General features: G+C 66.8%; 25 protein-coding genes, 1 tRNA gene and 1 pseudogene. 14 read left to right on the top strand and 13 right to left on the bottom strand.

The genetic code is table 11. The features are described 5' to 3' along the window. The first annotated feature begins 129 nt into the window (after positions 1–129). The 3 genes from E5CHR_RS02410 to E5CHR_RS02400 all read left to right on the top strand — a co-directional run bounded on the left by E5CHR_RS02410 (position 130) and on the right by E5CHR_RS02400 (position 3900). Positions 130–1050 (top strand): SMP-30/gluconolactonase/LRE family protein, encoded by a 921-nt coding sequence (locus E5CHR_RS02410; protein WP_232061928.1) that lies wholly within the window; start codon positions 130–132, stop codon positions 1048–1050. A gap of 4 nt (positions 1051–1054) precedes the next feature. Then, positions 1055–2008, top strand: a complete 954-nt coding sequence (locus tag E5CHR_RS02405) for an aldose 1-epimerase (protein ID WP_162578205.1) — start codon at positions 1055–1057, stop codon at positions 2006–2008. 86 nt (positions 2009–2094) lie between these two features. Next, positions 2095–3900, top strand: coding sequence for a thiamine pyrophosphate-requiring protein (locus E5CHR_RS02400; RefSeq protein ID WP_162578204.1), 1806 nt, complete (start codon positions 2095–2097; stop codon positions 3898–3900). Between the two features lie 237 nt (positions 3901–4137). Here E5CHR_RS02400 and E5CHR_RS02395 read toward each other — a convergent pair whose 3' ends face one another. Beyond that, positions 4138–4779 (bottom strand): class I SAM-dependent methyltransferase, encoded by a 642-nt coding sequence (locus E5CHR_RS02395; RefSeq protein ID WP_162578203.1) that lies wholly within the window; start codon positions 4777–4779, stop codon positions 4138–4140. 321 nt (positions 4780–5100) lie between these two features. Here E5CHR_RS02395 and E5CHR_RS02390 point away from each other — a divergent pair, with 321 nt between their 5' ends. Then, the gene (locus tag E5CHR_RS02390; RefSeq protein WP_162578202.1) at positions 5101–5868 is read left to right on the top strand and encodes an SDR family NAD(P)-dependent oxidoreductase; all 768 of its coding nucleotides are present in this window, start codon (positions 5101–5103) and stop codon (positions 5866–5868) included. Further along, entirely contained in the window at positions 5855–7546 is a 1692-nt protein-coding gene (gene treF, locus E5CHR_RS02385) for an alpha,alpha-trehalase TreF (protein ID WP_162578201.1), read from the top strand. Before E5CHR_RS02390 ends, treF begins: the two co-directional genes overlap by 14 nt. Positions 7547–7607: 61 nt before the next feature. On the opposite strand, the gene E5CHR_RS02380 is transcribed toward treF, so the two are convergent. From E5CHR_RS02380 to E5CHR_RS02355, 6 genes are all read right to left on the bottom strand, one after another. Further along, a complete protein-coding gene (locus E5CHR_RS02380; protein ID WP_162578200.1) occupies positions 7608–8258 on the bottom strand; it encodes a helix-turn-helix domain-containing protein in 651 nt (216 codons plus the stop codon). A gap of 11 nt (positions 8259–8269) precedes the next feature. Next, the gene (locus tag E5CHR_RS02375) at positions 8270–8611 is read right to left on the bottom strand and encodes a ferredoxin family protein (protein WP_162578199.1); all 342 of its coding nucleotides are present in this window, start codon (positions 8609–8611) and stop codon (positions 8270–8272) included. Between the two features lie 10 nt (positions 8612–8621). Beyond that, complete coding sequence (locus E5CHR_RS02370; protein WP_162578198.1) at positions 8622–9026, bottom strand: cupin domain-containing protein; 405 nt, start codon at positions 9024–9026, stop codon at positions 8622–8624. 76 nt (positions 9027–9102) lie between these two features. Next, positions 9103–10425, bottom strand: a complete 1323-nt coding sequence (locus tag E5CHR_RS02365; protein WP_162578197.1) for an MFS transporter — start codon at positions 10423–10425, stop codon at positions 9103–9105. A gap of 132 nt (positions 10426–10557) precedes the next feature. Then, the gene (locus E5CHR_RS02360; RefSeq protein WP_162578196.1) at positions 10558–11175 is read right to left on the bottom strand and encodes a DJ-1/PfpI family protein; all 618 of its coding nucleotides are present in this window, start codon (positions 11173–11175) and stop codon (positions 10558–10560) included. 46 nt (positions 11176–11221) lie between these two features. Then, positions 11222–12196: a LysR family transcriptional regulator gene (locus E5CHR_RS02355; protein ID WP_232061927.1), complete on the bottom strand. Its 975-nt coding sequence runs from the start codon at positions 12194–12196 to the stop codon at positions 11222–11224. A 113-nt stretch (positions 12197–12309) separates the two neighbouring features. On the opposite strand from E5CHR_RS02355, the gene E5CHR_RS02350 reads away from it, so the two are divergent. The 3 genes from E5CHR_RS02350 (at position 12310) to E5CHR_RS02340 (ending at position 14590) form a co-directional block, all read left to right on the top strand. Continuing rightward, positions 12310–13254 carry an alpha/beta fold hydrolase gene (locus tag E5CHR_RS02350; RefSeq protein ID WP_162578195.1) on the top strand — a complete coding sequence of 315 codons (945 nt, stop codon included), beginning with the start codon at positions 12310–12312 and terminating at the stop codon, positions 13252–13254. Between the two features lie 227 nt (positions 13255–13481). Beyond that, entirely contained in the window at positions 13482–14441 is a 960-nt protein-coding gene (locus E5CHR_RS02345; protein ID WP_162578194.1) for a DMT family transporter, read from the top strand. Continuing rightward, the gene (locus E5CHR_RS02340) at positions 14438–14590 is read left to right on the top strand and encodes a hypothetical protein (protein ID WP_162578193.1); all 153 of its coding nucleotides are present in this window, start codon (positions 14438–14440) and stop codon (positions 14588–14590) included. Before E5CHR_RS02345 ends, E5CHR_RS02340 begins: the two co-directional genes overlap by 4 nt. Positions 14591–14616: 26 nt before the next feature. Here E5CHR_RS02340 and E5CHR_RS02335 read toward each other — a convergent pair. Further along, positions 14617–14691: transfer RNA gene (locus E5CHR_RS02335), tRNA-Arg, on the bottom strand. Between the two features lie 42 nt (positions 14692–14733). Further along, positions 14734–15390 carry a TetR family transcriptional regulator gene (locus tag E5CHR_RS02330; RefSeq protein WP_162578192.1) on the bottom strand — a complete coding sequence of 219 codons (657 nt, stop codon included), beginning with the start codon at positions 15388–15390 and terminating at the stop codon, positions 14734–14736. A gap of 171 nt (positions 15391–15561) precedes the next feature. Between E5CHR_RS02330 and E5CHR_RS02325 the strand changes: the two are divergent. The 4 genes and pseudogenes from E5CHR_RS02325 (at position 15562) to E5CHR_RS02310 (ending at position 22149) form a co-directional block, all read left to right on the top strand. Beyond that, a pseudogene (locus tag E5CHR_RS02325) lies at positions 15562–16841 on the top strand (efflux RND transporter periplasmic adaptor subunit). A 13-nt stretch (positions 16842–16854) separates the two neighbouring features. Continuing rightward, positions 16855–20016 (top strand): efflux RND transporter permease subunit, encoded by a 3162-nt coding sequence (locus E5CHR_RS02320; RefSeq protein WP_162578191.1) that lies wholly within the window; start codon positions 16855–16857, stop codon positions 20014–20016. Then, positions 20013–21434 (top strand): efflux transporter outer membrane subunit, encoded by a 1422-nt coding sequence (locus E5CHR_RS02315; protein ID WP_269474039.1) that lies wholly within the window; start codon positions 20013–20015, stop codon positions 21432–21434. The genes E5CHR_RS02320 and E5CHR_RS02315 overlap by 4 nt, the downstream gene beginning before the upstream one ends. Before the next feature lie 94 nt (positions 21435–21528). After that, on the top strand, positions 21529–22149 hold the full coding sequence (locus tag E5CHR_RS02310) for a c-type cytochrome (protein WP_162578190.1): 621 nt from the start codon (positions 21529–21531) through the stop codon (positions 22147–22149). 78 nt (positions 22150–22227) lie between these two features. Here the strand turns inward: E5CHR_RS02310 and E5CHR_RS02305 are convergent, their stop codons facing one another. From E5CHR_RS02305 to E5CHR_RS02290, 4 genes are all read right to left on the bottom strand, one after another. Further along, positions 22228–22770 carry a DUF2946 family protein gene (locus E5CHR_RS02305; protein ID WP_162578189.1) on the bottom strand — a complete coding sequence of 181 codons (543 nt, stop codon included), beginning with the start codon at positions 22768–22770 and terminating at the stop codon, positions 22228–22230. A 50-nt stretch (positions 22771–22820) separates the two neighbouring features. Further along, on the bottom strand, positions 22821–23789 hold the full coding sequence (locus E5CHR_RS02300) for a YheT family hydrolase (protein WP_162578188.1): 969 nt from the start codon (positions 23787–23789) through the stop codon (positions 22821–22823). Then, positions 23789–24238, bottom strand: coding sequence for a YybH family protein (locus E5CHR_RS02295; RefSeq protein WP_162583524.1), 450 nt, complete (start codon positions 24236–24238; stop codon positions 23789–23791). The genes E5CHR_RS02300 and E5CHR_RS02295 overlap by 1 nt, the downstream gene beginning before the upstream one ends. Positions 24239–24339: 101 nt before the next feature. Next, on the bottom strand, positions 24340–25119 hold the full coding sequence (locus E5CHR_RS02290; protein WP_162578187.1) for a hypothetical protein: 780 nt from the start codon (positions 25117–25119) through the stop codon (positions 24340–24342). A gap of 52 nt (positions 25120–25171) precedes the next feature. On the opposite strand from E5CHR_RS02290, the gene E5CHR_RS02285 reads away from it, so the two are divergent. Together E5CHR_RS02285 and E5CHR_RS02280 are read left to right on the top strand one after the other, a co-directional pair. Beyond that, positions 25172–25780 (top strand): LemA family protein, encoded by a 609-nt coding sequence (locus E5CHR_RS02285; RefSeq protein WP_443083055.1) that lies wholly within the window; start codon positions 25172–25174, stop codon positions 25778–25780. Between the two features lie 6 nt (positions 25781–25786). Then, positions 25787–26719, top strand: coding sequence for a TPM domain-containing protein (locus E5CHR_RS02280; RefSeq protein WP_162578185.1), 933 nt, complete (start codon positions 25787–25789; stop codon positions 26717–26719). The last annotated feature ends 1 nt before the right edge of the window (position 26720 follow it).

Genomic DNA, 26720 nt, shown 5'->3' with positions numbered 1-26720 from the left:
GGAATTGACATTGCAAACTTCGTATCGATCTATACGCGTTTGCCTTCTTTCTCTTATCAATATGCCTTGCTACGATGCGGCGCGTCAAGGGCACCGAATGCCCCGGACGCATTGCATCGGAGACCCGCCGTGAACCCTTCCTCGACCTTTCCGGCACCGCGCTTCGAAAGCGCGCTGCGTTGCATCCACGCCGCGGGGGCAAGCCTCGGCGAAGGGCTGATGTGGTCGGTGCGCGAACAGAAGCTGTACGGGGTGGACATCCTCGAAAAGCGCCTGTGGCGACTCGATCCCGCCACCGGCGCGCAGGACCGGTGGGAGTTCGACGAGGAGATCTCGGCCTTGGCCGAACGCGAGAACGCGCCGGGCCTGATCGTGACGCTGCGTCGTGGCTTCGCCTTCTTCGACCCGACAATGCCCGACGCAGGGCCGCAGTGGCTGCACCGGCCCGAGCCGGCGCTCCTCAGCAACCGCTTCAACGATGGCAAGTGCGATGCGCGCGGCCGGTTCTGGGGCGGCACCATGGACTTCGACTGCGTGGCGCCGAGCGGGGCGCTGTACCGCTTCGACCCCGACGGGCAGTGCACGCAGCATGACAGCGGCTTCGCAGTCACCAACGGACCGACCTGGTCGCTGGACGGCCGCACGATGTACTTCAACGACACCGCCCAGGGCGGCATCCACGCCTATGACTTCGATCCGGAGCATGGCAGCCTCGCCCATCGCCGGCTCTGGCTGCGCTTCGCGCGCCGCGACGGCCTGCCCGACGGCATGACGACCGACGCGGCGGGCCGGCTCTGGATCGCCCATTGGGGCGGTGCTTGCGTGAGCTGCCACCATCCACTGAGCGGCGGGGAGCTGGGGCGCATCGAACTGCCGGTGAGCCAGGTCACCAACTGCACCTTCGGAGGACCCGAGTTGCGCACGCTGTACGTCACGTCCGCCAAGACCGGCCTGGACGAAGCCCGCCTTGCCGCTGAGCCGCTGGCCGGCGGGCTGTTCGCGGTGGAGGTGGACAGCCCGGGCCTGCCGGCCTTCCGCTTCGGAGGCTGAGCCCATGACGGCCGGCACTGTGCACCCTGTCGTCTGGCTGCGCCATGGTGATCAGCGCCTGGGCCTCGTGCCCTCTCTGGGCGGCAGCGTTGCTGCCTGGCAGATCGAACGCCCAGAGGGGCTGTTCGACCTGTGGCGGCCATGGGACGGGCTCACCCCCGATCTCTACCGACTCGCCTCGTTTCCCATGGTGCCGTGGTCCAACCGCATCAGCGGCGGCGGCTTCGAGGCGGCGGGGGCATTTCATCCGGTGCGCCCCAATCGCGCGGGCGAGCCCTACCCGATCCACGGCGATGGCTGGCTGCAAGGCTGGCAGCTCGACCGCGACGCGGAGGATTCCGCGACGATGACGCTGCAGTCGCGGCGATTCGACGGCAACCCGTACGAATACCTGGCCACGCAGCACTTTCACCTGGTCGATGACGGCCTGGACCAGACGCTCGAAGTGCGGCACCTGGGCGAGGCGCCGCTGCCCTACGGCCTGGGCGTGCATCCCTGGTTCATGCGGACGGGCAGCACGCGCATCGTCGCGCCGGTCCAAGGCGTCTGGCTCTGTGGCAGCGACCCGCTGCCGACCCGGCACACGCGGGAGATTCCGCAGGACTGGGACCTGGGGCAAGGCGCATCCGCTTTCGGCAGCTTTGTCGACAACGCCTACACGGGCTGGGGCGGCCACGCGCGCATCGAATGGCCGGAGCACGGCCTGCAGCTCAGCCTGACGATGCCGGACTTCGTCGGGGACGGCGGTGCCGAGCGCCATTACTGCCTCATGTACCGGCCGCGCGAGGGGCAGGCCTTCTGCTTCGAGCCGATCACGCAGCCCATCGATGCCTTTCACCTGGAAGGCCGGCCGGGGCTGCGCCTGCTGGAGACGGGAGAGACGCTGAAGATGCGCCTCCAGTGGCGCATCGAGCCTTGCAAAGGGCAGGCGACCACCGGGACCACCGACCGCGGGTAACGGCAGCCGCCCCCACCCGCCTGCTGCAATCCATCGAGTATGTCCGACAGACCGCGGGCACCGTCGCCCTGTATGACCATGCAAGCATGGCTGAAAAAGTTTCCGATTTCTTCTGGCAGCGCCTGCACCAATGGGGCGTCCGCCGTATCTTCGGCTATCCGGGCGATGGCATCAACGGACTGTTGGGCGGGCTCGCGCGAGCGGGGGACAAGTTCGAGTTCGTGCAGGCCAGGCACGAGGAGATGGCCGCGTTCATGGCCTCGGCGCATGCCAAGTTCACCGGCGAACTCGGCGTGTGCCTTGCCACTTCCGGCCCCGGCGCGTCGCACCTGATCACCGGGCTTTACGACGCGCGGCTCGACCACGTGCCGGTGCTGGCCATCGTCGGGCAGCAGGCGAGAACGGCGGTCGGCTCCCACTATCAACAGGAACTCGACCTCCACTCGATGTTGAAGGATGTCGCGGGCGATTTCGTCGCCACGGCCAGCGTGCCCGCGCAAGTGCGCCACCTGATCGACCGATCCGTGCGCATTGCGCTCGGACGCCGGCGCGTCACCGCACTCGTCATCCCGAACGACCTGCAGGACCTGCCGATGGAGCAACCGCCGCGGGCCCACGGCTCCGTCTTCTCGGGCGTCGGCTGGTCGGCGCCGCGCGTGCTGCCGGCTGCGGCCGACCTGTCTCGCGCGGCAGAGGTGCTCAACGCCGGCAAGAAGGTGGCCCTGCTCGTGGGAGCAGGCGGCAATGGAGCCACGGACGAGATCATCGCTGTCGCCGACAGGCTCGGCGCGGGTGCGGCCAAGGCCCTCCTGGGCAAGCAGGCGCTGCCGGACGACCTGCCATGGGTCACCGGCTCGATCGGCCTGCTCGGCACCAAGCCCAGCGATGAACTCATGGCGGGGTGCGACACCTTTCTCATGCTGGGCTCCGGCTTTCCGTATGCGGAGTTCCTGCCGAAGGAAGGCCAGGCACGCGGCGTCCAGGTCGACCTCGATCCCGGCATGCTTTCCATCCGCTATCCGATGGAGGTCAACCTGCAGGGCGACGTCAAGGCCACGCTGGAGGCATTGCTCCCGCTGCTCCAGCAGAAGACCGAGACCGGATGGCGCGACGACATCGGCAGCTGGAACGACGAATGGGCGAAGACCCTTCACGAGCGCGCCATGGCGGCGGCCGAGCCGGTCAATCCGCAGCGGCCTTTCGTCGAACTGTCGGCGCGGCTCCCCGACCGCGCCATCCTGACCTGCGACTCCGGTTCCTGTGCCAACTGGTACGCACGCGACATCAAGGTGCGGCGCGGGATGATGGGTTCGCTTTCGGGCGGGCTCGCGTCCATGGGCGCTGCCGTGCCCTACGCCATTGCCGCGAAGTTCGCACATCCCGACCGCCCGGTCATCGCGATGGTCGGCGACGGTGCCATGCAGATGAACAACATGGCCGAGCTGATCACGGTGGCGAAGTACTGGCGGCGGTGGAGCGATCCGCGCTGGATCGTCATGGTGCTCAACAACGAAGACCTGAACCAGGTCACTTGGGAGCAACGCGTCATGGAAGGCGACCCGAAGTTCGAGGCCACCCAGACGCTGCCCAACGTGCCGTATCACAAGTTCGCCGAACTCATCGGCCTGGACGGCATCTACGTCGACGACCCTGAAGCCGTCGGCCCTGCATGGGACAGGGCACTTGCAGCGACACGGCCCGTGCTGCTCGAAATCAAGACCGATCCGGAGGTGCCGCCGCTCCCGCCCCACATCAACTTGAAGCAGGCGCGCAACTTCGTCACGTCGCTCGTCAAGGGCGATGCCGAGGGCGGCTCGATGATCGCGAACACCGCCAGGCAAGTGCTCAGCCACATCCTCCCGGGCAAGAAGAACGACGACGCGCCGCCTTGACGAAAGCACTTGACGCCATGTGAAGAAGGTGTCGAATGGCGTGAGAAGGAGATAGAGGTCCACCTCCTCGCACAGCGCAAAGAGATCGTCCCAGAGCTGCACCATGTCTTGGACAAAGCGGCCGACGGGCCGTTCGATGTAGCGATGGCGGCCCTGCGCGTACTCGAGCATCACCCTCAGGCAGGTGACGCCGTGGTCCTTGAGCCAGTGCAGGTGATGGCGCACCGCTCGGAATGGCTAGGACCTGCGGTTGTTCAGTACGACGAGCCTGGAGAGGCCGAGCAGATTGACGGACTCGATGCCGACCACCTCCCAGTCATGGGAAAGGATCTGCTCCTCGTAGCGGAAGTCCGAACGGAAGCCGACGTGCTCGGCCGCAGAGCGAAAGGCCCGCTCCATCAGCCACCAGAACCTGCTTCCGCTGAAGTGGTTGAGCACGACGATGGTTCCACCCGGCTTGCAGATCCGGCGGATCTCGCGCACCAGTTCGGCCGGCCGCGGCGTGACGGAGAGCACATAGGGCAGAGTGACACAGTCGAAGGTTCCATCCGCAAAGCTGGTGCGCTCCGCGTTCATGTGCTCGATGGTGATCTGCCGATCCGGCAGGGCGCGCGCCCTTTCACGCGCGCGCTCGAGCATCTCGTGGGACAGGTCGATGCCCACGATCTTCGAAGTGGGCGGGTAGTGCGCCAGGGCGAGCCCCGTGCCGACGCCAATCTCGAGGAGCGACGCGGGCTGCAGTGCGCGGACGACCTCTGCCATGCGTCGCCGCCCCGGCTCGAGCACTCGTCCGAACAACACGTCGTACATCGGGGCGAGCCGTTTGTAGGCGCGGGCAACGCCCGCTTCCGACAAGGCGACCTGTGGCCTTGCCTCCACGGGCCGGCTCGCCGGGCCGAAATGTTGCGATCGTGCTCTGCCTTCCTTCATCTTTCTAGCCTCCAGGACAAGCGTCTTTCATGCGATGGACCATGGCAAGCCGGATGCCCGCAACGGGACTTCACGTGGTCACCTGCACAGACAGGGGGTGCTCCCAAACTTGCAGGAAACGATTCCGCAAAACGCGGCAGGGTGCAAGTGCGTTCTCGCGGCGATGCTTGCGCGGCTCGCTCCTACATGCGAGGACCACGGCGGGGGTCTACCGTGCAAGGCACAGTGGCGGAGTTTGCCGCGTGTGCCTACGCTTCAGAGGCCTGTTCAATGAATCTGCACAACAAGACTGCCCTGGTGACAGGCGCCTCCCAGGGCATCGGCAAGGCCATTGCGCTGCGGCTGGCGGAATCGGGCGCCGACATCGCCCTCAACGTGCGCGAGGCCGACAAGCGCTCGGAGTCGCTGCGCAGCGAGATCGAAGCGCTCGGGCGCCGCTGTGCCGTGATGCCCTGCGACGTGTCGCAGATCGAGCCCTTGCGCGCGGCGTTCGCGAGGGTGGCCGATCAGCTTGGTGCCATCGATATCCTGGTCAACAACGCAGGCATCGAGAAGCGGGCGGAGTTTCTCGACGTGACCGAAGCCGACTATGACGCGGTGATGAACGTGAACCTGAAGGGTGCGTTCTTCCTTGCCCAGGTTTTTGCCGCCCGGTGCAAGCAGGCCGGGCGCGGGGGCAGGATCATCAACATCAGCTCGGTTCACGAGGACCTGCCCTTTCCTCATTTCTCTGCCTATTGCATCAGCAAGGGCGGCATGAGGATGATGACCCGCAACCTGGCCATTGAACTCGCCCCCTACGGCATCACCGTCAACAACATCGCGCCGGGCGCCATCGAGACACCCATCAACGCGCGCGTGCTGAGTGATCCCGCGCTCCACGATGCCTTGCTCGCAAACATTCCCCTGAAGCGCCTGGGCCGGCCCGGCGACGTCGCGGGCGTGACCGCGTTCCTGGCTTCTGCCGACGCCGACTACATCACGGGCACGACGAGCGTGGTGGATGGGGGCTTGCTCTGGAACTATGCCGAGCAATGATTCCGGGCAGTTCGGCACCAGCCGCGGCGCGCAGCGTTCGAGAGCGGCGGCCCAGGCGCCGGCGCCGGACACGCTCACTCCAGCGGACCGCTACCAGGAGCTGTTTACCGCGGTCCAGCAATCGGGCATCTTCTCGGACAGCAAGACCTTCGTAGACTGTGCGCCCCAAGGCGCGCCGGCAGCCATCCTCGCGGCCTACCGCGCCCGATGCCGAGACCCGGGTTTCGACCTGTCGGACTTCGTGCACGCCAACTTCAGGCCCACGCATCCGCCGGCCAGCGAGTATGTTTCGGTTCCCGGCCAGCCCATCGGCGATCACATCGAGAGCCTCTGGAACGTCTTGACCCGGCATCCCCGCGTGCATCCGCCGCATGCCTCCTTGCTGCAACTGCCGCATCCCTACGTGGTGCCCGGCGGGCGCTTCGCGGAGCTGTACTACTGGGACTCGTACTTCACCATGCTGGGGCTCGCCGGCGCAGGCCATGTGCAGATGATGGGCGACATGGTCCACAACTTCGCCTACCTGATCGACACCTACGGGCACATTCCGAACGGAACGCGCACCTACTACCTGAGCCGCTCGCAACCGCCGGTGTTTGCGCTGATGGTCGAGCTCGCGCAGCGCCATGGTGCCGCAGCAGACACGGAGTTCCTGCCGCAGCTGCGCCAGGAGCATGCCTACTGGATGGCCGGCAGCGATGGGCTTGCATCCGGCGAGGCGCGGCGGCGTGTCGTACGCCTTCGCGACGGCAGGCTGCTCAATCGCTACTGGGACGACCGGGACACGCCGCGCGAGGAAGCGTGGCTCGAGGATGTGGCCACGGTGCAGGCGTGCCGGCGCCAGCCTGCCGAGGTCTACCGCGATTTGCGTGCGGCCTGCGAGTCGGGCTGGGACTTCAGCACGCGCTGGCTTCGGGAAGCGCCATCACCGCGCCGAGACGGGCCGGTGCCCTTCCACGCCCGCGCTGCGACGGCGCCATCGCTCACGAGCATCTGCACGACCGACATGCTGCCGGTCGACCTGAACGCGTTCCTCTACAAGCTGGAGACCAAGATCGCGGAAGTCGCAAGGCACAGCGGCGATTCGGCAACTGCAGGGGAGTTTGCGCAGCGGGCTCGCGAGCGCCGGGCCGCGCTCATCGAGCTTTGCTGGGACGATGGGCAAGCGGCCTTCTTCGACTACGACTGGCGCAGCGAAGCGCGGCGGACCTGCCTGACGGCAGCATCCGTCGTGCCTCTGTTCGTCGGGCTCGCCGAGCCGGCGCATGCGCAGGCGCTGGCCACGACGGTGTCGGCAAGGATGCTCGCGCCGGGCGGACTTTCGACCACGGACTGCTGGAGCGATCAGCAATGGGACCGGCCCAACGGCTGGGCGCCGCTCCAGTGGATGGGTATCCGGGGGTTCGCCGCTTATGGATGCCGATCGCTCTCGAACGCGATCTCGCGCCGCTGGCTCGCCACCGTCGCGGCGGTGTACGAACGCGAAGGGAAGCTGGTCGAAAAATATGCGCTGCGCTCCGGGAAGCGCGAACACTCCTCGGGCGGCGGAGGCGGGGAGTACCCGTTGCAGGATGGATTCGGGTGGACCAACGGGGTCGCGAGCGCGCTGTTGAAGGCACAGCCGGGACACAGCGCGCAGCGCTGTGTCTCGCATGATCCGGCGCCGCGGCACCGGTGAGTGCAGGCCTATGGCCCGCTGCATTGGCGACCCGAGGGGCCGTCTCGGTGCGCCGCGCGCCTCAAGCCAGATTGGCAGGCTTCCCAGGCGAGTACATGACCACGAGCGCCGTGGCCGCACCCGAAAGACTGTGACCGCGGTGCGGCATGCGCGAATCGAAATGGATCGTGTCGCCGGCCTCGAGAATGTATTTGTCCATGCCTACCTGCCATTCGATGCGGCCCGTCAGCACATGAAGGAGTTCCTCGCCGTCGTGCTCGAAGAAGACGAACTTGTCGACCTCCGCAGGAAAGGAGAACAGGAAGGGCTGGAGTGCGCGCCCGTCGGTCGCATCGGTAAGCGCGAAGTAGTCGTAGCCGAAGGCACTGCCGCCGAGCACGGTCGCGCGCTTTTCATTCTTGCGCACGACGCTGGCGCCGCGCCAGCGGCTGCGCACGCCCGCCGCCTGCAGCAACGCCGCGGCTTCGATGCCGAGCACGTCGGCGATGCGCGAGAGCGTGCCGATGGGCGGCACCTTCTTGCCGTTCTCGATGCGCGAAAGGTAGGCTTTGCCGAAGCCGGCGCGCTCTGCAAGTTCCGCCAGGGTCAGCCCCGCAGAGAGCCGCTGCTGCTTGATTCGTGCGCCCAGATCGACAGGCAGGGGCGTGTCGTCCTGCGGTGTGGCGTTCGTTTCGCCATCGGTCTTTTTCTCTGGGCGCTTGGTCGTCGGCATGTCGCCGGATTTTACGGGCGCACCTCCGGCGTCCCGGCATCGAGCTGCGTGAGCTTGGACTTTCGGGAAGCCCATTCATCGGCATCAGGCAGCGGCCCGCGGTAGACGGCACGCGGCCAGGTCCGTGCGAGCGAAGCGTTCAAGGCGACGAAGGGACGCAGGGCGTCGCCGAGGTCCTGCTCGGAAAAGATGGCGTGCACCGGGCAGACCATCTCGCACAACGCGCAGTTCGCACAGGCGTGCGGATCGATCACGACGAAGTTCGGCCCTTCACGAAACGCGTCTTGCGGACAGACCTCTATGCATTCGCCATAGCGGCAGCGGATGCATGCGTCGGTGACGACGTAGGCCACGCAGCCTCCTTCAGGCGGCGGCCTGGAACCCGGCGGTGTTGAAGAACACGTTCGGCTTGCGGTACACCGCCAAGAGCAAGCAGCCTTCATCGGAGCGTGTCTCGTGCAGCGAGCCAGGAGTGCGCCAGACGTACTGTCCAGCGCGGCAAATGCCGTCGTGGTCATAAAAGGACCCTTCGAGCACCCAGCTCTGCTCGATTTCCGGATGCTTGTGGAAAGGCAGCACGGCGCCTGGCTCCCACTTGAGCAGCACCGTCATTTCGCCTGCCTCGTCGTTACGGTAAAGCACCTTCATCCAGATCTTGTCGAACTGCGACTTCTGCCATTCGATCTTTTCCGGATCGACGTAGATGGAGCCACCCTTGGTGGGCTCGAGCTTTCCGACCAGACGTTGGGCGGTGTGGGTGTTGGACATGGAGAAACTCCTTGGAAGAAATGGACGAATGAAGGAATGAAGGAATGAAGGAATGAACGATGCGGAGGAAATTCGCCTACAAGGCGGAGACCGACTTGTTCCGCGTCTCGTGCGCGAAGAACGCCGCCGTCAGCGTGATGAGCGCCAACACGATGAGCATGATGGAAATGCCTGCGGTGCCGCCCATCTTCTCGCTGAGCACGGTGGCGAGCACTGGAGTCAAGCCACCGCCGATGGCCGCCGCGACCTGGAAGCCAAACGATGCGCCGCTGTAGCGTGACCTGGCGCCGAAGAGCTCGGGAAAGTAGGTAGCCTCCGGCGCAAACATCAGGCCGTGACCAAAGCTCAGGGCCACGGCGACGGCAGCGACGATCACGAGTGGGTCCTTCGTGCCCAGCAGCCAGAACATGGGGAATGCGAACGCGATGGTGAACAGCGACCCCGCGAAATAGAACGGCCGGCGGCCGAACACATCCGACAGGTACCCGAACAGCGGAATGGTCACGATCTCGATAGCGGCCGCGATCATGATCGCATCCAGAATCTGCGACTTCGGCAAGCCCAGCTTGGTCGTCGCATACACCACCACGAACACCGTGAGCATGTAGACCCAGGAGACCTCCGAGATCTTCAGGCCGATGGCGATGAAAAAGCTCTTGGGATGCTTGAAGAGCGCCTCTGCAAGCGGATTGCGAGCGATTTCCTGTTTCGCTTTCATGGCCTCGAAGACGGGCGACTCCTCGACCTTCATCCGTATGAAGGCCCCGAGAATCACGAGCACCAGGCTCGAGAGGAAAGGCACACGCCACCCCCAGGACAGGAACTCCTCCTCGGGCAGTTTGGACACCAGTGCGAACACGCCTGCCGAAAGAATCAGGCCGATCGGGAAGCCAACCTGCACAAGACTGCCGCACAGCCCCCGCCGGCGGGCGGGCGCATGCTCCAGCACCATCAGCGCCGCCCCGCCCCACTCGCCGCCGAGGCCGATGCCCTGGATGACCCGCAGGAGCACAAGAAGTATCGGGGCCCAGATGCCGATCTGCGCATAGGTGGGCAGCAGGCCGATGGCAAAGGTGCCCAGCCCCATGATCAACAGCGTCAGCAAGAGCATCGACTTGCGTCCGAGCCGGTCGCCAAAATAGCCAAACACCGCGCCGCCGAAAGGACGCGCGAAGAACCCCACAGCGGCGCTCCCCAGAGCGGCGAGTGTGCCGAGGAAGGGGTCGTCAGCGGGAAAGAACAACTTGTTGAACACAAGTGCTGCCGCCGCGCCGTAGATCAGGAAGTCGTACCACTCGATGATCGTTCCGAGCGCGCTCGCAAAAACGACCCGCTTGACCCGGTGGTCCGACCTGGCCGCAGGGACGGCGCCATAGGCACCTGCATCCGTCATTTCCATCGACTTCTCCAGTTTGACAAAGACGAGCCGCCGTACGGCGGTAATGCAGGCAACTTTTTGTTGTCTGTTGGGAAACTATAGTTTTCCCGTTCTATGCTGTCAAACGATCTGGGGGCGGGACAAACCCGGAGTTCACGCGAGTGTCGGCAGGCGCGCCTTGTTGGCTTGCCACGCATGTGTGTACTCGATGATGCGGGCCACTTCGGCCGCTTCGTCCGGGCCGATGCGCGTGGCGAGCACGTGCAGGATGGCGTCGATGCACAGCGACACGCCGCCGCCGGTGATGATCGTCCCGGTGTCGACGACGAGCGCCTTGCGCGCGTCGACTTCCGGATGCTCGTGCGCCAGCACGGCCAGCGGTGACGGCTCGGGCGCGCGGACCTCGCATTTGGTCGTCGCCACTCGCCCGTCCAGCAGCCCCGCAGCAGCAAGGATCATGGCGCCAGTGCAGACGGAAACCAATGTCGCGCTGCCGCTGCGGCGCTGGAGAAAGGAGCGGATGGCGCCGTCTTCCGAGGCAGTGGGCCAGCCAGGGCCGCCGGGGATGATGATCGCATCGACTTCAGGGCAATCGCCAAAGGCGAAGTCTGGCGCAACCCTGAGCCCGTTCGAGAGCCGTTGCAGGCCCCCGTCAATTGCCACCGTCAGGTAACTGAGCTCTGGAACCACGCGCTTCGCCATTGATATCACGCCGATTGCGGCCAGATCGATAGGCTCCACGCCCTCGTACAGCAGAAAAGCAAACTTCATCCGAAGCTCCAGGTGGGGCGGCGCAACATGGCCGCAGAGCCTCACTTTATGGAAAAGTTTCCCATTGAGCAACACCTTGCGGCGGGGAAGCAACCGTACTTGCAGAGGGTGTCCTCCGCCATTCAGCGGCTGCGTTCCTTTGCAAGGCATCCACCAGAAAGTCGACCATCACTCGAACCTTTGCGCTGAGGTGGCGACGGCTTGCGTAGATCGCCAAGATGTCGATGGGAGGCATGCGATAGGCAGGCATGATCTCGACCAATCGTCCAGCCCGGACATCCTCGCCGATCACGAAACTGGGCTGCCAGATGACACCGGCGCCGGCGAGCGCTGCCGCGCGGGCCGTGTTTCCATTGTTGGCCCTGACGGCCCAGCGAACGCGCACGGACTCCAGTGTTCCGTCAGGACCGGCGAACTGCCACTCATCGGATGCCGCACCGTACGTATAGCCCAGGCACAGGTGCCGAGAAAGGTCGGCCGGGACTTCGGGCATGCCGTGGGTCGCAAGATATTCGGGCGAGGCACAGACCAGGTTTTCGGAGCGGCCCAAGCGACGCGCAATGTGGTTGCCCGATGTGGTCCGTGAGATGCGGATGGCCAGGTCGTAGCCTTCCTCGACGATGTCGACCACGCGGTCGATGAGCGCAATGTCGAGTTCGACATCGGGATACTTCGCCATGAACTGCGGCCACAGGGGCGCCAGCACGAGGCTGCCGAAACTCAGCGGCGCGTTGATGCGCAAGCGCCCGCGCGGCTGGAGCGACGCGGTGGTCGCCAGCGCCTCGGTTTCTGCCACTTCCTCAAGAATCGACTTCGCCCGGTCGAACAATGCTTTGCCGCCTTCGGTGAGCGACAAGCGGCGCGATGTGCGGTTGATCAGCCGCGTGCGCAAGTGGGCCTCCAGTTCATTGACGTAGCGCGTCACGTTGGCCGGTGAGGTGTCCAGCGCATCGGCTGCCTTGGTGAAACTGCCACGGGTGACCACAGTCACGAACACCTCGTAAGCACGCAATCGGTCCATGGCTCAGGTCCCATCATTCAGGAAAGCTGAATGAGTAAAGCACTTTTGGGCTCTTTGCGGAAGTGAAGCTGAACCATAAATTTGCTTCACTTTCAAACCCACAAGGCCTCAGCATGGACTTCCATCCCTTACCCACTCGTCGCGCCCTGATTGCCGGCGCGGTTTCCGCTGGCGCCACAATGAGCATGGGGTCGGCCGCGGCTGCGACACCCGCCGCGGACGCGGTGCAAGGCTTCCGTGAAGGCAGCGCAGAGGTGAACGGCACCCGCATTCACTACCGCATTGGCGGCGCGGGGCCGACCGTCGTGCTGCTACACGGCTACGCCGAGACCGGGCACATGTGGAACCCGCTGATGCCGCTGCTGGCGAAATCGCACACCGTGGTCGTGCCCGATCTTCGGGGCGCCGGCAACTCGTCGAAGCCGGAGGCAGGCTACGGCAAGAAAAACATGGCCGTCGACGTGCACGAACTTGTCCGCTCGCTTGGCATCCGCAGCGTGAGCATCGTCGGACATGACATCGGCTTGATGGTTGCCTACGCCTATGCCGCCCAATTCCCTTCGGAGACCGACAAGGTGGTGCTCATGGACGCCTTCCTTCCCGGCATCGGCGCATGGCAGAACGTCTGGCTTCTGCGCGACCTTTGGCATTTCCATTTTCACGGTGCGACGCCGCTGGCGCTCGTGAGCGGACGCGAGCGTATTTATTTCGAGCACTTCTGGAATGACTTCGCGGCCGACCCCAGGCACTCGGTGCCCGAAGCTGATCGCCGCTTCTACGCGAAGGCCTACGCACAACCGGGCGGTATGCGCGCCGGATTTGAATACTTCAAGGCCTTCGAGAAGGACGCGGCCGAGTTCGCCGAAATGGGCAAGACGCCGCTGCCGATGCCCATGCTGGTGCTCTCCGGCGAAAAGGCCGGCGGGACATTCCTGATCGAGCAGGGCAAGATGGTCGCGAACAACGTGCAGGGCGTGATCATCAACGGTTCTGGCCACTGGCTGATGGAAGAGGCGCCAGACCAAGTCATCCCGGCATTGATCAACTTCCTGGGCTGACGAACCCCGTGAACGCTGCCGAGGAGGCGGTGCGGCGTCACGCTGGCATCGGCATCCTCGTCAACAACCTGGGCATTTTCGAGGCCATGGCTTTTCGAAGATGCCCGATGGGTCATAGCCGGTCAGGCGGCTGATGCCAATTCGCAAACAAGCACACGGGTCGGGCGTTGCACGCTTCGCTCGCCGGCGAAGTGTAGGAAGACCGTTCTCGCGATCATTGGCGCAACATGCGCACTCACACCATCAAACCAGCGCCGACCGCGCGATTGCCGAGATCGACCACGGAATGGGCACTGCTTGTGCTGCTTGCCACCCTCTGGGGCGCCTCATACACCTTCATCAAGATCGGCGTGGCGACGATCCCGCCACTGACGCTGATCGCATCGCGTACGCTGGTCGCCGGGTTGCTGCTGCTCGCCGTGCTGCGGTTGCGAGGCGGGCGGCTGCCCCGTGATGCCGCGACCTGGCGGCGCTTCCTGCTGCAGGCCTGCTTCAACAGCGTCCTGCCCTTCACGCTCATCGCGTGGGCCGAGCGCAGCGTGGATGCGGGTCTTGCGACCATTCTCAACTCCACGTCGCCGATCTTCATCTTTCTGCTGAGCCTGTGCCTTGCCGGCGCGGAGAGGCCGTCACTGCAGCGCCTGTTCGGCGTGGGTGCGGGGCTGGCGGGCATCTGCCTGATTGTCGGCGTCGAAGTGTTGAGCGGGCTCGGGCGTTCGGTGCTTCCGCAATTGGCCCTGGTGGCGGCTGCCGTCTGCTACGGCTGCGCGGCGATGTCAGGACGCGTGTTCAAGAGTCTCGATCCCGTCGTGCCGGCCACGGGTTCGCTGCTGAGCGGCGCGGCGGTGCTGCTGCCCGCCAGCCTGGCGGTCGACCGTCCCTGGACGCTGGCGCCTTCCGCCGCCTCGGTGCTCGCGTTGCTGGCGCTCGCAGTGCTCTCGACCGCGTTGGCCTTCACCCTCTATTTCCGGCTCCTGCGCACGCTGGGCCCGATGTCGACCGCCGCGCAGGCCTATCTCAGGGTGCCGGTCGGTGTCGCTGTGGGCATCGTGTTTCTTGGTGAGCGGCTGGCATCCACGGCATGGCTTGGGCTTGCATGCGTCGTGGCCGGCGTCACGGCAATGACGCTACCCACCCGCAGCAGCAGTGGTCAGCCCGGATCCCATCGGCAGGAGGATCAACGATGATCAACCTTCTGCTTTATCGCAAGCTGCCATTCAATGCAGACAAGGATTTGAAGCCGTGGTGCCAATCTTGGCTCAGGGCGGCGATGGTGAAGCGGGAACGAAGGGACTTCGTCAACGTCATCCGCGCAAGGGATATCAGCTTCGAGTGACTCGGCCTTGCGCACCCTTCTTGTTCTGGTCCCGCCGCCAGGAATCGAACCTGGATCTCAGCCTTCGGAGGGCCGAATTCTATCCATTGAAATACAGCGAGAGAGGCTTCGAGCCGCAGCCCGAAGCCCTTGATTATCACTGATCACGCGAGCTGCCTGCAGTTCCCCTCCGCCACCGCCGCCCTGCGCTCGAATCCCAGACCTGCAAGATAAACATTGAACAGATGACGCCCCGCGGGCACAAGGTCGAAGGCGCCGGGCTCGAGCAGCCAGTCCTGGATCAGCCCGCTGATCACCGCATGCAGCCCGTAGGCGGCCGTCTTGACGGGAATGGGCAGTTCGATGCCTGCGCGAGTCGCGGCATGCTGCAGCGCATGGACGAAATCGGTCACGCATTCGTTGCGCGCGCTGCGATGGCGCTGCAGCACGGGCGCCATCTCGTCCGTGTACTCTACCTTGAGCGTGGCCACCTCGAAGACCCGCCGCGCCTGCGGGTCGGCGACCATCAGGTTCAGGGCCTGCACCATCACCTGTTCGATCGCCGCCAACGGATCCTCGTGGGCCGCGCTCGCTTCACGCGTGGCGCACTCCAGCGGCAGCGTCACGCGCTCCATCATGGCGTTGAAGAGGTCCGGCTTGTCCTTGAAGTGCCAGTAGATCGCGCCGCGGGTGGCGCCAGCCTCCTGCGCGATTTGCTGCAATGTGGTCCGCGAAACGCCCTGGGACTGGAACAGCACCTCCGCAGCATCGAGCAGGCGATGCCGGGTGGCCAGTGCTTCTTCCTTGGTACGACGGACCACTTCGCCCCCCTCTCTTCGAACATGTAAAACACCGAACTCGCGTGCGGTTGCCACTATACATTCATGAATGTATGTAAACTCGGGCCCCTCCCGATGGCCAAGCTCGCCGTGTTGCCTTTAGGCAGCCGCCGCGACCACGCGCCGTCCCCGTACCTGCTTCAAAGGAATCGCATGCCCGTTCTGCATGTCTCGCGCCATTCGTTGTTGTCCATGCCGGCTCGCTCTGTCGTGGCCATCGTCGCAGCCGCCGCGGTGCTGGCGCTCGCCGCCTGCGGCAAGAGCGGGGCTCCGGCCGGAGCGGCCCCGGGCGGCGGTGCCGGCGGCGGGGCCCCTCCACCGCCTGAAGTAGGGGTGGTGGTGGCGACGCCGACCGATGTCGGCCTGATCACGGAGCTGCCGGGCCGCCTCGAAGCCTCGCGGGTGGCCGAGGTGCGTGCCCGCGCCGCGGGCATCCTGCAGCAGCGGCTGTTCCGCGAAGGCAGCGACGTGAAGGCAGGCCAGCCGCTGTTCCGCATCGATCCGGCGCCCTATCTGGCGACGCAGCAGAGCGCCCAGGCCAGCCTGGCACGTGCCGAGGCCAACGCGGTCCAGGCCAAGGCGCTGGCCGAGCGCTACAAGCCGCTGGTCGAGGCCAACGCGGTCAGCAAGCAGGAATACCTGAACGCCGTGGCCTCGGCCAAGACTGCGGAAGCGGACATCGCCGTGGCGCGCGCCGAACTGCAGACGGCCAAGATCAACCTTGGCTACGCAGGCGTCACTGCACCCATCGGCGGCCGCATCGGCCGCGCGCTGGTGACCGAAGGCGCGCTGGTCGGCCAGGGCGACGCCACGCCGCTGGCGGTGATCCAGCAGATCGACCCGGTGTACGTGAACTTCACGCAGTCGGCCAACGAGGTGCTCAAGCTGCGCCGCGCCATGGATTCCGGGCAGTTCAAGCGCGCAAGCGGCAGCGATGCGGCCAGCGTACGCATCCTGCTGGAAGGCGGCAGCGAATACGCGCTGCCGGGGAAGCTGCTGTTCTCCGACCTGACGGTGGACGCCACCACCGGCCAGGTCACGCTGCGCGCCGAGGTGCCGAACCCGAAGGGTGAGCTGCTGCCCGGCCTGTACGTTCGCGTGAAGGTGGAGCAGGCGCAGGCGACCAATGCGATCACGGTGCCGCAGCAGGCTGTCACGCGCACCCAGCAAGGCGACACGCTGACCGTGGTCGGGGCTGACGGCAAGCTCAGCAAGCGCACGGTGAAGATCAGCGCCGCGCAGAACAACCAGTGGGTGGTCACCGAAGGCCTGAAGGCCGGCGAGCAGGTCATGGTCGACGCTTCCAGAAGCTGATGATGATGCCTCCCGGCGCTGCGGTGAAGCCGGTGCCCTGGACCGCTCCGGCACCCGCCTCCGCAGCAGCTCCGGCCGCGCCCGCCAACGCCGCGTCGGCTCCGGCCGCGAAGCCGTAAGGAGCGCGCCCGCATGGCAAAGTTCTTCATCGAGCGACCCATCTTTGCGTGGGTGATCGCGCTGTTCATCATCGTGGTGGGCGGCGTGGCGATCACGCAGCTGCCGATCGCGCAATACCCGCCGGTGGCGCCGCCCGCCATCGTCATCAACGTCGCCTACCCCGGCGCCTCTGCCCAGACGCTGGAGGACAGCGTGCTGTCGGTCATCGAGCGCGAGATGAACGGCTCGCCCGGGCTCATCTACATGGAATCGGTGGCGCAGGCAGACGGCACCGGCACCATCACCATCACTTTCGAGACCGGCACCAACGCGGACCTGGCCCAGGTGGACGTGCAGAACCGCCTGTCGCGGGCGACGCCGCGGCTGCCGGCCGCGGTGACGCAGCAGGGCGTGCGCGTGGACAAGTCGCGCAACAACTTCCTGCTGTTCACGATGCTGTCCTCCGACAACCCGGCGATCGACACCACGGCGCTGGGCGACTACGCCTCGCGCAACGTGGTGCCCGAGCTGCAGCGCGTGGCCGGCATTGGCCAGGCGCAACTGTTCGGCACCGAGCGTGCCATGCGCATCTGGATCGATCCCGCCAAGCTGCAGGGCTACAACCTGTCGGCGGCCGACGTCAACGCGGCAGTCCGGGCCCAGAACGCGCAGGTGTCGTCCGGCACCATCGGCGACCTGCCCAACGTGCCGGGCCAGGCGATCGCGGCGACCGTGGTGGTCAACGGCCAGCTCACCACCATCGAGCAGTTCGGCGACATCGTGCTGCGCGCGAACACCAACGGCTCCGCCGTGCGGCTCAAGGACGTGGCGCGCATCGAGCTCGGCGGGCAAGGCTACGCCACCTCGGCGCGGCTGAACGGCCAGCAGGCCGTCGGCATCGGTGTGCAGCTCTCGCCCAGCGGCAACGCCCTCGCCTCGGCCAAGGCGATCCGGGCCAAGATGGCCGAGCTCGAGCGCTTCTTCCCGCAGGGCGTGAAGTGGAGCATTCCCTACGACAGCTCGCGCTTCGTCAACATCTCGATCACCGAAGTGGTGAAGACGCTGTTCGAAGCGGTGGCGCTTGTGTTCCTGGTGATGTTCCTGTTCCTGCAGAACTGGCGCTACACGCTCATTCCGACGATCGTCGTGCCGATTGCGCTGCTGGGCACCTTCGGCATCCTGCTGGGGCTGGGCTTCTCGATCAACGTGCTGACCATGTTCGGCATGGTGCTGGTGATCGGCATCGTCGTGGACGACGCGATCGTGGTGGTGGAGAACGTCGAGCGCATCATGAGCGAAGAGGGACTCTCCCCGCTCGAGGCCACGCGCAAGGCCATGCGCCAGATCTCCGGCGCCATCGTCGGCGTGACGGTGGTGCTGATCTCGGTGTTCGTGCCGCTGGCCTTCTTCTCCGGGTCGACCGGCAACATCTACCGCCAGTTCTCGGCGGTGATGGTGGCGTCGATCGGCTTCTCCGCCTTCATGGCGCTGTCGCTCACGCCGGCGCTGTGTGCCACGCTGCTGAAGCCGGTGGAGGCCGGCCACCACCACGAGAAGCGCGGCTTCTTCGGCTGGTTCAACCGCGGCTTCACGCGCACGGCGAAGGGCTACGAGAGCCTGGTGGCGCGCATCCTCAAGCGCGCGGCACGCTACCTGGTGATCTACGCCGCCATCATCGGGGCGGTGGTGCTGGTGTACCGCCAGTTGCCGACCTCCTTCCTGCCGCAGGAAGACCAGGGCTACATCATCGTCAACGTGCAGCTGCCGCCAGGCGCGACCCAGGAACGCATGCTGTCGGTCATGCAGGAGGTCGAGAAGTACATCCTGAAGCAGCCGGAGGTGCAGAGCATCGTCGGCGTGCTCGGCTTCAGCTTCTCGGGCCAGGGCCAGAACGCGGGCCTCGCATTCGTGACGCTCAAGGACTGGGAGCACCGCCACGAGCCGGGCCAGTCGGCCGACGCGGTGGCAGGCCGTGCCTTCGGGGCCCTGTCGGGCATCCGCGACGCCTTCATCTATCCGCTGTCGCCGCCCCCCATTCCCGAGCTGGGCAACGCCAGCGGCTTCAGCTTCCGCCTGCAGGACCGCGGCGGTGCCGGCCACGAGGCGCTGACCAACGCGCGCAACCAGCTGCTGGGCATGGCCAGCAAGAGCCCGCTGCTGACGCAGGTGCGTCCCGACGGCCTCGAAGACGCGCCGCAGCTGCAGATCGACATCGACCGCGACAAGGCGAATGCGCTAGGCGTGAGCTTCGACGCCATCAACAGCACGCTGTCGACGGCGCTGGGCTCCAGCTACATCAACGACTTCCCGAACCAGGGGCGCCTGCAGCGCGTGGTGGTGCAGGCCGACGCGCCGGCGCGCATGCAGCCCGACGATCTGCTCAGGCTGAACGCCAGCAACAGCAAGGGCGAGCCGGTGCCGCTCTCGGCCTTCGCGAGCACGCGCTGGATCACCGGCGCGCAGCAGACGGTGCGCTACAACGGCTATCCGGCCGTCCGCATCTCGGGCTCGGCTGCGCCGGGCTACAGCTCCGGCGCAGCGATGGCCGAGGTCGAAAAGCTCGCCGCCCAGTTGCCCGCTGGCTTCGGCTACGAGTGGACGGGCCAGTCGCGTGAGGAGAAGCTCGCGGGCGCGCAGGCGATCGTGCTGTACGCCTTCTCGATCCTCGCGGTGTTCCTGTGCCTCGCCGCGCTGTACGAGAGCTGGACCATTCCGCTGGCGGTGATCCTGGTCGTGCCGCTGGGCGTACTGGGCGTGCTGCTCGCAACCCTGCTGCGCGCCTACTCGAACGACGTGTACTTCCAGGTCGGTTTGATCACCATCATCGGCCTGTCGGCGAAGAACGCGATCCTGATCATCGAGTTCGCCAAGGACCTGCAGGCGCAGGGCAAGGGCGTGGTGGAGTCCGCGCTGGCGGCCGCCCACCTGCGGTTTCGGCCGATCGTGATGACGTCGCTGGCCTTCGGCCTCGGCGTGCTGCCGCTGGTGCTGGCCTCGGGCGCGGGCTCGGCAAGCCAGCGTGCGATCGGCACCGGCGTGATCGGTGGGATGGTGACCGGCACGGCGTTGGCCGTGTTCTTCGTGCCGGTGTTCTTCGTGGTGGTGCGCGGCTTGTTCAAGGGCAGCGAACGCCAGCGCGAGGTCGATAGGCGCCACGCCCAGGCCGCAGGCATCGAAGAAAGCCCCGCCCAATGATCAAAAAGAATTTCGTTTCCACTGCCCTCGCCGGTGCGGCCGCCATGGTACTGGCCGGCTGCTCGCTGATTCCGACGTACGAGCGCCCGGCCGCGCCGGTCCCGGCCAGCTATCCCGGCGCGCAGTCCGCCGCTGCCGGTGCCTCACCGGTCTCGACGCTGGCCTGGCAGGACTACTTCACCGATCCTCGGCTGGCGAAGCTGATCGACATGGCGCTCGCCAACAACCGCGACCTGCGCGTCGCAGTTGCGAACATCGAGCAAGCCCGCGCCCAGTTCCAGATCCAGCGCGCGGCGCAGTTCCCGACGCTCGACGTGGCCGCCAGCGGTTCGCGCTCGAGCCCGAATCCGCTGCGGGCGGCGGGCCTGGGCGGGAGCGTGGCGTCGACCTATTCGGTCAACCTCGGCATCACGGCCTGGGAGCTCGACTTCTTCGGCCGAATCGCCAGCCTCAAGGAACAGGCGCTGGCGCAGTTCCTTGCTACGGAGGAGTCGCGCAAGGCCACGCAGATCAGCCTCGTCAGCGCAGTGGCCAGTGGCTGGCTCACGTTGATCGCGGACGACCAGCTGCTGGCGATCACGCGCCAGACGCTGGGCACCCGTGAGGAGTCGCAGAAGCTCACCCGGCTGCGCTTCGACAGCGGCGTGGCCTCGGAAATCGATCTGCGCCTGGCCGACTCGCTGGCGGAGAGCGCGCGCGCCTCCTACGCCGAGCAGCGGCGCCTGCGCATGCAGGACGAGAACGCGCTGGCGCTGCTGCTCGGCGCCCCCGTGCCGCCCGAGGCCACCGAAGGCGGTGAGCGGGGCCTGGACTCGGTCGCGCCGATGGCAGAGCTGCCGGCCGGCCTGCCTTCCGATCTGCTGGGCGAACGGCCCGACATCCGCGCGGCCGAGCAGCAGCTGATCGCGGCCAACGCCAACATCGGCGCGGCGCGGGCCGCCTTCTTCCCGCGCGTGGCGCTGACCACGTCGATAGGCACCGCCAGCAGCGAGTTCTCGAACCTGTTCGAACGCGGCACCAAGGCCTGGGCCTTCACGCCGCAGTTGACGCTGCCGATCTTCGACGCCGGCCGCAACCAGGCGGGGCTGGAGTCGGCCAGAGCTGGCCGCGACATCGCCGTGGCGCAATACGAGAAGTCGATCCAGACCGCTTTCCGCGAAGTCTCCGATGCGCTGGCCGGCCGCGCCACCCTGGGTGAGCAGTTGCGCGCCCTGCGCGCGCAGACGGAGGCCGAATCGGTGCGCTTCAGGCTCTCGGACCTGCGCTACCGCAACGGCATCGCGAGCGCGCTGGACCTTCTCGACTCGCAACGCTCGCTTTACGGCGCGCAGCAGGCAGCGGTTCAGATCCAGCTCGCGCAACTGCAGAACCAGGTGGTGCTGTACAAGACGCTGGGCGGAGGATGGGCCACGCGCTGAATCCGGAGGCAATCGCCACAGGCGCCTTCGGGCGCCTCTCTATAATCCGCGGTTGATTACAAAAAGCCCGACGAGCCCCCACACTGAGGACCCAATGAGCGACGACGCGCACTACCAGGCCACAGAAGATGCCCACACGGGCCCCATCAAGAACCCCAAGCAACTGCTGCTGGCAGTCTTCTTCTCCTTCATCGCGCCGATCTTGATCATCGTCGGCCTGGTCTCCTATGTGACCTCCGCCAACCATCCCTCGGGCGAGGTACAGGGCTCCGGCATGGCCCTCTATGGCGTCACCAAGCAGGAGCGCGACCGCGAACTTGCCGATCGCCTCAAGAAGGTCGGCTCGATCGAGATCCGCGACGCCAACCGGCCGCTGGCAGCTGGCGAGGCGGTGTTCAAGGCACAGTGCGTGGCCTGCCATGGCGCCCCCGGCATCCCGGGCGCCCCGCACCTCAACGACGCCGCTGCCTGGGGCCCGCGCATCGGGCAGGGCTACGACACCCTGCTGGAACACGCGCTCAAGGGCAAGGGTGCCATGCCACCCCAGGGCGGTGGCGACTTCGAGGACACCGAGATCGGCCGTGCGGTGGTCTACATGGCCAATGCCGGCGGCGCCAAGTTCCCGGTGCCCGACCGGCCGGCCGCTGCCGGTGCCCAGGAAGGCGCAGCTGCGAATGCGGCTGCGGCGCCGGCTTCCGAACCCGCCAAGCAGTAAGCAAAGCAGGTCTTCGGATCGCTCACAAAAAAGAGCCCGTACGCGGGCTCTTTTTTTTCGCATGCGGTGTTCGGCGTCTCAGTGCGCTGGGGGGGCCATCGCAGCGGCCGCGGCCGGGCTCATGACATGCCCATAGCGGCCCGGCAGGTCCGCGGCACGCACGTTCTCAGGGACCCAGCGCCCCTGCTCGACCGCGTCGGCCGCAAACCCCATGTCCTGCGTGTGCACCAGGCCCAGCCCCAGCGGCGCGGCCAGGTAGAGCCGCCCGTGCTCGTCGACCAGGCTGGCCGAAGGCTCGACCAGATCGCCGGCATGTGATCGCACGCTGAAGTCCTCGCCGACCCGCCACACCCACGGTGCGGCTTCGAGTTCCACATAGACCCGCTGCGGCCCGTTCTGGAAGAACCACTGGCCGCGCTCGTCGTGGTCGTAGTTGCGCTGGATGAAGTCGATCAGCTTTTCGTGCTTCAGCAGCGAGCCCTTGGCGACCGGGAACGGCCCCGCGGCCTGCGTGCGGTCGTCCCGCATGTACCAGTTGCCGCGCGCGTCGAGGCCGAGCCAGCCGTAGCAGTGCGGCACGTTGGGCCACTTGGCGAGCGCTTGTTTGACGATGTCGTCCATGCAGGGATTCTGGCGCGGATGGCGCCGCTTCGCCATCGGACGAAGCCGCGTCAGAGGTGCTGAGCGAGCCAGTCGCCCACGCGCTCCGGCATGCCGAGCACGTGGCCCGGTGGTGGTCCCATCGGGAAGCCCACATGGCCGCCATGGGCCGGCTGCCAGAGCGTGACATGGCGGCCCGCCTCCTCCGGACGCGGCAGGCTGGCCGCCGGCACGAAGGGATCGTTGGTCGCGTTCACGACCAGCGCCGGAATGCGGATCGCGCCCAGGTGCGGCTTGGCCGAGGCGCGGCGCCAGTAGTCGTCGGTGTCGCGAAAGCCATGCAGCGGCGCGGTGAACACGTTGTCGAAGGCATGCAGGTCGGCTGCGGCCATCAACGCCTCGCGGTCGAACAGGCCCGGATGCTGGGCCAGCTTGGCCAGTGCCTTGGGCTTCATGCTGCCCAAGAACATGCGCGTGTAGACCAGGCGGTTGAAACCCTGGCCGATGGCGGCGCCGCCCGCCGCGAGGTCCAGCGGGGCACTGATCGATGCGACCGCGCGCACGACTTTCGCGGCCTCCGAGCCGGCTTCCTCGACCCAGCGCAACAACGCATTGCCGCCCAAGGAGACACCCGCCGCGAGCATGGGGCCGGCCTGCCGCTCGCGCAGGCGCCCGAGGATCCAGCCCACCTCCTCGAAGTCCCCGGAGTGGTAGGCCCGCGGCGCGAGATTGATCTCGCCGCTGCAGCCGCGGAAATGCGGCACTGCGTAGTCCCAGCCGCGCGCCATTGCGTGGGCCGCGAAGGCCTCGGCATAGTGGCTCTTCGAGGAGCCCTCGAGCCCATGGAAGAGCACCAGCAGCGGCCGCGGCGCGGGCCCTTGCGCCGCGAGAAAGTCGACGTCGATGAAGTCGCCGTCCGGCGTGGCCCAGCGTTCGCGGCGGTAAGCGGGCAGCGGTGCCTCGACCCGCCGAGCCCAGAGCGCGGGCCAGATGGTCTGGAGGTTGCCCCCAGGCAACCAGCGCGGGGCGACGTATTGCATCAGTGAAGGACCTGCGGGATCTCGTCCGCCTCGTCGGGCGCATGCACCATGCCCGGACTCGCATGGTGGGCCACCATGCGCCAGCCCTGCGCGGTCTTGTGATAGACGTTGGTGGCCAGCACGAAGGCGTGGCGCGGCCCCTCGGCCGTCAGCACCTCGATGCGCTCCAGCACGTTGTGCACGGCGCTCGCGAGCGACTCCACCCTGCGCACGTGGGCCGGCGTGGCATGGATCGCGCCGTTGGCGAACATCTGCTCGAAGGCAGCGCGGATTGCAGTGGCGCCCACGAGGCGCGGGCCGCCGGGATGAACGCAGAACACCTCGTCCTCGTCCGCCCAGCAGGCCATCAGCGCGTCGATGTCGCCCCGCTGCAGCGCCTCGTAGAAGGACGCCTCGATATCGTCGGCCGTGCCGGCCACGGCGGCGGCACTGGGTTTGGTCTTGGGCATGGTGGCTGCGGCTGGAAGAGGCGATTTTGCCTCGGGCGGGTCGAGCGCATCGGTCGCCCGCGCATCAGGCGGCCGGAATGGGGCCGGCATCGGTGGCTCGTTCACGCCTCTTCGTTGCGGGCGTCGCCGAGCCCGCCCAGCAGCCAGGCCTCGGCCACCGCCTGCAGCTCGCCCTGGGCGGCCTGCCACACGAGCTCCGGCGCGGCCACGTGGACACCCGGCGGCGCGATGCGCAGCGCCACGTCGACCAGCTCCGCCACCTTGCCGGCGCGCACCGGCTGCTCGCTGGCGGGCACCATCAAGCGTCCGATCGACAGCATCCAGGCTGCCAGCCGCTCGCCGATATTGCCGAAGCGCGCCGCGGTGGGCTTGCGCGCCGTGCGCACGATGATCACACGCTCGAAGCCCTGGGCCACCACCGCCTCTTCGTCCAGGCTCGCCAGCCCACGCTTGAGTGCCTCCGGGAGCCGGCCCTGATCGTGCGGCTGGACAACGGCCAGCGTGCGCACGCCGCAGGCCTTCAGCCATGCCGCGAGCGCGGGCAGCTGCGCCGGCTCGGGCGTCCACAGCGCGCGTTCGCGGTCGTAGTAGAGGCGCGGCGGCTCGAACAGCACCAGCGCAGCGTCGGCCGCGCTGCGCGGCCAGTGTGCAACATCGGGGCCCGGCGCCAGCACGGTCTCGACGCCGCGCAGTCCGTCGCGAATGGGTTCGCGCGCCAGCACACGCGTGTGCTCGAAGCGATGCCGGCCGGCAAGCCGCCGGACCAGCTCCTGGCCCAGCGCCCCGGTGGCACCGGCGATCAGGAGCGTGCCTTCGTCCCGGCGCAGCGGCGGCGCCCTGCGGTTTGCAGCCTGCAAGGCCTGGAGAGGATCGACCGCCATCGGCCTATGCTACCTTCGCCTTTTCGCACGAACGACGAAGAGGGCTTCGAATATGGTGAGCATGAAACGCTGGCTCCTGATCCTCCTTGCGACGCTGTCGCTCGCAGGCTGCGGCTACAACGACTTCCAGCGCCTCGACGAGGCGAGCAAGTCGGCCTGGAGCGAGGTGCTCAACCAGTACCAGCGCCGCGCCGACCTCGTGCCGAACATCGTGGCCACCGTCAAGGGCGAAGCCAACTTCGAGCAGGAGACGCTGACGAAAGTGATCGAGGCGCGCGCCAAGGCCACGTCGATCCAGGTCACGCCCGAGACGCTCAACAACCCCGAGGCCTTCAACCGCTTCCAGCAGGCGCAGGGCGAACTCTCCAGCGCCTTGTCGCGCCTGATGGTGGTCGCCGAGCAGTACCCCAACCTGAAGGCCAACCAGGCCTTTCGCGACCTGCGCGTGACGCTGGAAGGAACCGAAAACCGCATCACGGTGGCGCGCAACCGCTACATCCAGACGGTGCAGGAGTACAACGTGCTGGCACGCAGCTTCCCGACCAACCTCACGGCCAAGATCTTCAGCTATGACCCCAAGGCCAACTTCAGCGTGCAGAACGAGGCCCAGATCTCCACCCCGCCAACGGTCGATTTCGGTCCGCAGCAGCCGAAGAAGTAAGCCTCGATGACGGCCGCCCGCATCCGGCGCGCGCTGGCAGCTCTCTTCCTCCTGGCCTTCGCGCTCGCGGGCGCGCAGGCCCAGGATCTGCTGCCGGTGCCTCAGCTCGGCGCGCGCGTGATCGACCAGACCGGCACGCTGGACGCCGCACAGCGCCAGGCGCTCGAAGCCAAGCTGGCCGCCTTCGAGCAGCAGAAGGGCTCGCAGATCGTGATGCTGATGGTCCCGACCACGGCACCCGAAGACATCGCGAGTTATGCCAACCGCGTGGGCAATGCCTGGAAGATCGGCCGCAAGGAGGTCGGCGACGGCATCCTCGTCGTCGTCGCCAAGAACGACCGCAAGATGCGCATCGAGGTCGCGAAGACGCTCGAAGGAGCGGTGCCCGACATCGCGGCGGCACGCATCATCGATTTCGCGATGAAGCCGCGCTTTCGCGAGAACGATTTCGCGGGCGGACTCGACGCCGCGGCCGACCAGCTGATCGCACGCGTCAAGGGCGAGCCGCTGCCGGAGGTCGACGCCAGGAGCGGCGACTTCGGCGGTGCGCAGGAGGAGCCCGGCTTCGATTGGGGCGACCTGGCCATCTTCCTGTTCTTCGGCGTGCTGATCGGTGCGCCGATCGCACGTGCGATCCTCGGCAAGGTGCTGGGGCCGGTGGCGCTGGGCGGCGTGACCGGCGTGGTGGTGATGATGCTGACCGCCAGCGTGGTGATCGCCGTCCTGGCGGGGCTCGCAGCGCTGCTCTTCACCCTGCTGTCGAGCGCCTTCGGCTCGGGCGCCGGGCGGCGCGGCCGCGGCTGGGGGCCGGGCATCGGCGGGCTGGGCGGCGGCTTGGGGGGTGGCGGCTGGGGCGGCGGGTCCTCCTCGTCAGGCGGCGGTTTCAGCTCCGGCGGGGGCGGCAATTTCGGTGGCGGCGGCGCCTCGGGAGACTGGTAGC

This window comes from Variovorax sp. PBS-H4 (genome assembly GCF_901827205.1).
Lineage (GTDB): Bacteria > Pseudomonadota > Gammaproteobacteria > Burkholderiales > Burkholderiaceae_C > Variovorax.
The sequence above is the reverse complement of the archived record's forward strand: the minus strand, read 5'-3'. Positions and strand labels throughout refer to the sequence as shown.